Here is a 6,369-nt window from a genome sequence, read left to right as displayed (position 1 = left end):
CTCTCCTATCCATCTTCACACTCCTTCCACCTGAAGTGTTTGAAGTGGAAATCTTCAATTATGGTAGCCTTACCTAAACTAGGTATAATCTTTATACTTTCCGAAGGGAGTCTCTGCCGCTGCAAACACCAGCCCTGAACGGGATTCGGTCTCAACCAACGGTGGTACCGCTGGGGCATCGGCCAGCACCAGCTGAATCCGCAGGGGCGAACCACTAATTTCCATGGTGCAGACGGCAGCGTCCGATTGCAACTTTGGTGCAGATGTATCGCAGCGCCATTCGCTTCAACGGCCTGGAGGCCGCAAATGAATCGGATGTGCTGCGTATCTACCGCTAGAAACCGCAGCACATTGGAGACCAGCCGCCAAAATGGGCGAGGTTTAGAAGATGAGAAGCGAGGGCCGAGACGAATGTTAGTCCGAAGTTGAAGGTGGCTGCGAGGTTGAAATCCATCCGGAAATATCGCGAAGTTCTGGGAATTTCCCTTCCCATCGCTGGAGTACAACTCGCCGGAGTTGCATTGACCACCACGGACGTATTGATGCTGCAGTCCGTGGGCGTACTGGCGATAGCCGGCGGCGGCCTAGCGATGCAGCTTTACAACCAGATCCGCACGATGTGCGTGGGCATGGTGACGGCCGGGGCAAATCTTGTGGCTGAAGCAGCAGCAAAAATGGAAAAAGAGAAAACCTCTTGTCAAAATTGCGAGGCGGGAGCAGAACAGATCCGGCGGGCTGTGCGCTCCTCCTTCGCGGTGGCCACTGGCACTGCAATTCTCGGCGCGTTACTGGTCATCGCCCTAGGCGGATTGGTCCTTGTTCTGCCCATCGACAAGCACGTTGCCCAACTCACCTTCGCCATGACCCTTGCGCTCGCACCCGGGTTAGTCCCGATGATGTGGCTCAACGTCCTGCGCCAATTCGCCGTGGGCATGCGAAAACCCGGCTCCCTGTTAACCATCACGCTGATATCGATATTTATAAATATCGCATTGAACTGGTTATTTATGACATGGGCAGCCTCGGATCACTGGAAGGTAGCGGGCATCGGGCTTTCTACAACTGTCATCCAACTGCTTACCTTCCTGGCCTTCCGGATTGTGGTACTGCGCATTCCCGAGCTACAGCCCTATTTCCACATCCTTCCGTGTAAAGGAGATGGGGAGACTATCTGCCGCCTCGTCCGCCTCGGGGTACCAGTCAGTCTGACCTATGGCTCGGAGGCTGCAATAACAACCATCGCCGGTTTAGTGATGGGGACCTTTAGCCCACAGATGCTAGCGGCGCACAATATTGTGAACCAACTGGCGTACATCGTTTACCAAGTGTGCATCGGCTTTTCTCACGGCGGCTCGGTGCTGATCACAAGGGCTCGGGCCGAGAGTGCCGACTCAGTGCGCGAGATTACCCGACGCATATTGTTCGTCGTGGTCACGTATCTGGGAATAATGGGCGCGCTGTGGCTTCTGTTGGGCAGGTGGGTACTGCATCCTTTCTTAAAAGAGGCAGATCCCACCACCTTTCACATTGCCGTCCTGCTCCTATGTCTCGCGGTACTGCAACAGTTCGCCAAAGGAATCCAAAACGTGGCAGTGGGCCTACTGAGAGGCCTGAAAGACACCACCTCAGGGCTACGCTGCACCCTCGTCGGGTACTGGCTGGTTGGCGTCCCCGGGATTCTGATATTTGGAAAGCTCCTCGGATGGGAAGGATATGGCGTCTGGTTAGGACTCATCATGGGTTTCGCAACCACGGCGGTACTGCTGCTACGCACATATTCCCGCCGACTGAATGAACTGACTTAACGGGAATGTTGGGGGGTAAAAGTTTCATCACCCATTGTAGATAAACAAAGGTATGGCTAACCTAATAGATCCACTTGGAAGAAAGGATTGCCTTGTCCCTCACGACAACTAGGGCTCGCGGTTTTAAAACCCCACGCGCCCCTCACCACCGAATGGCCCGCGTAGTCGCCTCAGCCGTCACCGCCACTGCCCTCCTTATGACCGCTGCCTGCAGCACTAACGATGAACAACAGACCGCAGATGACGGAGAAAAGCAACAGATCACCGACATTCTCGGGCGCGAAGTCGAGGTCCCGAAGAACGTCGATCGGGTCCTCATGGGCGGGCAACGGATGCTTTACACGACATCCATCCTCAACAAAGAAAACCCGCTCCAGGGCATCGTTGCCTGGCCAGATGACCTGGAGCAGAACGACCCTGGCACGTACAAGAAGTACGAACAGAAATTCTCAGAGATCGAAGATATTGAGCAAACTGGTGAAGTTTACGACGGCTCGATGTCCGTTGAGCAAGCTTTGAATTCCCGTCCAGATGTCTTCATTGTCTCCGCAAGCAGCTTCGAAGCCGCCCAGGATGCTGGCATCGTAGACGGTCTAGAAAAGGCCGGAATCCCCACGGTTACCGTCGATTACTTTACCGACCCGGTGAAGAACACCGCACCGAGCGTGCGCTTGCTCGGCAAGGTACTCGGCCACGAGAAGGAAGCGGAAGAGTATGCCGAGTTCTATGAGTCCAAGGTGAACATGGTTCAGGAGCGCCTAGAAAAAGCCAAGGCCACCCCCACACCGACCTTCCTCTGGCGAGCTCCCGGCTACTTCGACTGCTGCTCTACCTTCGCTAAGTCCAACCTAGCCCAAATTGTTAACGCAGCGGGTGGCGAAAACGTGGGCGACGATATGATCGACGCCAAGCAGGGGCAAGTCTCTCCCGAGGCGCTAGCTGAAAAAGACCCAGACGTCATCATCGCCACCGGCGCAGACTGGACCGGCGCCAAGCAGCAGCCAAAGAAGAATGGCTTTGTACCCCTGGGCTACGACGAGTCCACCGAACAGGCAGCCAAAGACTTCCAACGCGTTGTTGACGGGCAACCTGTCCTTAAGGAAATGCGGACGGTCAAGAACAAGCGGGCCTACGCTGCGTGGCATCACTTCTACGACTCCCCATACAACTACCTAGCCATCGAGTGGTTTGCCAAAGCCATGCACCCCGACCTGTTTTCCGATGTCGACCCGCAGGCCGATTTGGAAGAACTACATGAAAAATTCCTCCCTGTGGAGGCTAGCGGCACCTTCTGGACTGGTTTGCCATGAGCCACGGAGCACGAGCGCAATCAATTGCCACCGGAAGCGAGGTGGACGACCAAAACTCTACCCCGCAACGGCAACGCCCCCGGTCAAACTGGTACCGAACAGCTAGCAGGCGAAAGGTAGCGATCATCGCAGGGCTTACGGCCCTGCTATGCGTCACCATTGCCATAGATTTCCTCATCGGCAGCAGTTTGAACGCAAATGAGGCGCTCTACGTGCTCTTTCACCCCAGCGATTCCCGCCCAATTGACTGGCAGATCATCTTTGATATACGTCTGCCTATGACCGTCACAGCGGTGCTCATCGGTGGCACCCTCGCTGCTGCCGGCGCAGAGATGCAAACCATCTTGGATAACCCCTTGGCAGAGCCCTATACGCTGGGCATTTCCGCCGCTGCGAGCTTTGGCGCAGCCTTTGCCACCGTCTCAGGATTCACCGCGGCGGGAATCGGGGCAGCGCTGGGAATGGCGGGCAGTGCTTGGGTCTTCGCCCTCGCGGCCTGTGCGGTGATCGTCCTATTCTCTCGGTCAAAGAGCTCTGGTACCGAGGGAATGATTCTGCTGGGCATAGCCATCGTGTTCCTCTTCGATGCTCTACTAGCGCTAATGCAGTACCTCGCCTCGCAGACCCAATTAGAGCAGGTGGTTTTCTGGACCTTGGGCAGCCTTACGCGCGCTACGTGGCCTCAGATCGGCCTTCTCGCGGTCATCTCACTAATCGGAATTGCTTACTTCTACCGCAATGCGTGGACGCTGACCGCGTTTCGAATGGGCGACGACCGCGCTAGGTCCATGGGTATCAATATCCCAAAGCTGCGCACGTACACGCTGGTGGGAGTCTCCCTTATGGCGGCAACTGCCGTTTCGATGGCCGGGACAATTGGTTTCATCGGACTCGTCGGCCCACATATCGCCAGGATGCTCGTTGGTGAGGACCAACGCTTCTTCCTCACCACGTCCATCATCTCAGGTGCGCTTTTGCTGACCTCAGCCTCAGTGGTATCCAAGCTGATCCAGCCTGGGGCGATTCTGCCTGTCGGCATCATCACCGCGATTGTGGGCGTTCCCGTGTTCGTCGTCCTCATTGTTTTGCGACGCCGCCCCCGAACTGTCTCCTCAACCTAATGATCGCCTCTCCCAGTACTTCCTGCCCCAGAAAGGACCCCCTCGTGGAACAACCGCCCACGGTTCCGCCAGAACCCACACTCCGGGTAGATAACCTGTGCTTTTCCCATGGAGACGAACAGATACTGAATGACGTATGTCTCCCAAAGATCGAAGCTGGAACCGTCACCGCCCTCGTCGGCCCTAATGGCGCTGGTAAGTCGACTTTGCTGCGCTGCATGGCTAACCTATGCCGATTCAGCGGCGACGTCACTGGGCCCGAGGCAGTATATTTGCCACAGGATCCCCCGCCGGAAAGCACCCTTACCGTATTCGAATCGGTACTTCTGGCACTCCAGCATTCCCGGACGGGATTCAGCGGACTACGGGTAGCCACATCCACACAGGACCGAGTCAGCTCGGTCCTCACGCGGCTGGGGCTAGAAGACCTAGAATCCCGAACAATGTCCCAGCTCTCCGGCGGCCAGCGTCAATTAGTAAGCTTCGCCCAGGCCATCGTATGCCGGCCGCAGGCATTACTACTGGACGAGCCAACCAGCGCTCTTGACCTAAGAAATCAGCTCATCCTCATGGAGCATATTCGCGCCTATGCAGCTGAAGCACCCGCGGCGGTCGTGGTTTCGATGCACGATCTTTCACAAGCAGCGCGCTTCGCTCACCGCATTGCGGTACTCCACGCGGGCACTGTATACGCACACGGAGCAGCTAAGGACGTGTTAACCGCAAAAATGTTGCGTGAAGTCTACCGCGTAGATGGAAAAGTCACCCTTACTGATGACGGTTCTGCAGCAATCACCACATCCAGAGCCATATAAGGGGCTTGAAGTGCCCCGAGTTTTGTTCCTAGGCATGTTCCTTGATTTCTATTATTCCCTGTTGCGGGTTCTTCTTCCACAATTCGGTTTCCACCTCGGCTGGGGTTCGATATCCCAGGCTTTGGTGGAGCCTTACCTCGTTCCACCATGACACCCACTCGAACGTCGCGATTTCTACCTCGACAACATCATTCCACCTGCGAGTATGGATGAGCTCATTCTTGTAAGAGCCGTTAACGTTTTCAGCTAGAGCATTGTCATTTCAGTCACCGACGGTCCCAGTGGAAGCGGCAATCCCGTGCTGGGCGAGACGCTGGTTGTAGACAACGCTGACGTACTATAAGCCGTGATCCGAATGGTGAATAAGGCCTGTTGTTTCCTTCGCGCTCACAATCGCTTGGTTGAGTGCTTGCAGCGGTAATACCTCGGTGCGCATCGAGTCCGATAATGCCCATCCGACGATCCGCCGGGAGTAAACGTCAGTGACAAACGCGGTGTACACAAAACCCTTCTTCGTACGCACGTAGGTAATGTCGGCCACCCACAGCTTGTTTAAGGCCTTGGGCTTTGAACTCACGCTCGACCAAATCCGGGCGCAGATCCGGCCTGTTGAGGTGTACGGGTTGTGATTGGTGATCCGCCTGTGCCTGTGCCAGAAACACCAGCTAGGCGCATCAGCCGGGCGGTTTGCTCACGACCGATGTCGATTCCGTCACGGTCAAGCGCATGCCACATTGTCCGCACGCCGTAGACACCGTAATTATCCCGATGAATGGCACCAATGCGTTCAATCAGCACAGCGTCACGAAGGCGACGAGCACTTAAGCCCACGGGCTTTGGACTGGCGATAACCACGCGAGGTGATAAACCCACCAGCCCGGTTAATCTTCAACTCCGGTGCAGATGAACTCGACAGAGAAATGATTCCGGTATTTATCGATGAACCGGATCATTTCTTAACGTTTGGGGCCTGGTCGTGAGGCGAAAAAGCTGACGCAGCCTTCAGCAACTCGTTGGTATCTCGAAGCTCTTGATTTTCGCGGCGTAGCCTGGCATTTTCGGTAGCCAAATCTTCAGGAACAGGTTCTGGGATGTTTCCCGCACGACGAGCAGGCTTAAGTCCATAGACGAGCCGTGTGCCATGAAACCCCCAACTTTGAAGCTACTGCCTAGCACGCGGGATGCATCGACATGCTTTCCGCCAAGATGCGGTCCTCCACGAGACGGACCACACGGTCCTTTGCATCCTGGTCAAATTTTCTTGGCATGTTCCAGATTTTCCCATCTACTCAAACGGAACAAAACCTGGGACACTTCA

Annotated in this window: 4 protein-coding genes and 1 pseudogene; 4 read left to right on the top strand and 1 reads right to left on the bottom strand. The window is 55.7% G+C overall.

Annotated elements, in window-relative coordinates; translation table 11 throughout:
* The first annotated feature begins 443 nt into the window (after positions 1-443).
* The 4 genes from HMPREF2808_RS02750 (at position 444) to HMPREF2808_RS02735 (ending at position 5,051) form a co-directional block, all read left to right on the top strand.
* Complete coding sequence (locus HMPREF2808_RS02750; protein WP_231732355.1) at positions 444-1,805, top strand: MATE family efflux transporter; 1,362 nt, start codon at positions 444-446, stop codon at positions 1,803-1,805.
* Between the two features lie 152 nt (positions 1,806-1,957).
* Complete coding sequence (locus HMPREF2808_RS02745; protein ID WP_070497388.1) at positions 1,958-3,115, top strand: ABC transporter substrate-binding protein; 1,158 nt, start codon at positions 1,958-1,960, stop codon at positions 3,113-3,115.
* A gap of 41 nt (positions 3,116-3,156) precedes the next feature.
* Positions 3,157-4,236: a FecCD family ABC transporter permease gene (locus tag HMPREF2808_RS02740; protein WP_049156286.1), complete on the top strand. Its 1,080-nt coding sequence runs from the start codon at positions 3,157-3,159 to the stop codon at positions 4,234-4,236.
* Positions 4,236-5,051 (top strand): ABC transporter ATP-binding protein, encoded by an 816-nt coding sequence (locus HMPREF2808_RS02735; RefSeq protein ID WP_049156256.1) that lies wholly within the window; start codon positions 4,236-4,238, stop codon positions 5,049-5,051. The genes HMPREF2808_RS02740 and HMPREF2808_RS02735 overlap by 1 nt, the downstream gene beginning before the upstream one ends.
* A gap of 28 nt (positions 5,052-5,079) precedes the next feature.
* On the opposite strand, the pseudogene HMPREF2808_RS13285 reads toward HMPREF2808_RS02735, so the two are convergent.
* A pseudogene (locus HMPREF2808_RS13285) lies at positions 5,080-6,319 on the bottom strand (IS3 family transposase).
* Positions 6,320-6,369 lie beyond the last annotated feature (50 nt).

Origin of the sequence: Corynebacterium sp. HMSC078A10 (assembly GCF_001811565.1) — a bacterium.
Classification (GTDB): Bacteria; Actinomycetota; Actinomycetes; order Mycobacteriales; family Mycobacteriaceae; genus Corynebacterium; species Corynebacterium hesseae.
The sequence above is the reverse complement of the archived record's forward strand: the minus strand, read 5'-3'. Positions and strand labels throughout refer to the sequence as shown.

Coding starts and splice junctions, on each gene's coding strand:
- HMPREF2808_RS02745 (WP_070497388.1), top strand. CDS start 1,958: ATGGCCCGCGTAGTCGCCTCAGCCGTCACCGCCACTGCCCTCCTTATG.
- HMPREF2808_RS02735 (WP_049156256.1), top strand. CDS start 4,236: ATGATCGCCTCTCCCAGTACTTCCTGCCCCAGAAAGGACCCCCTCGTG.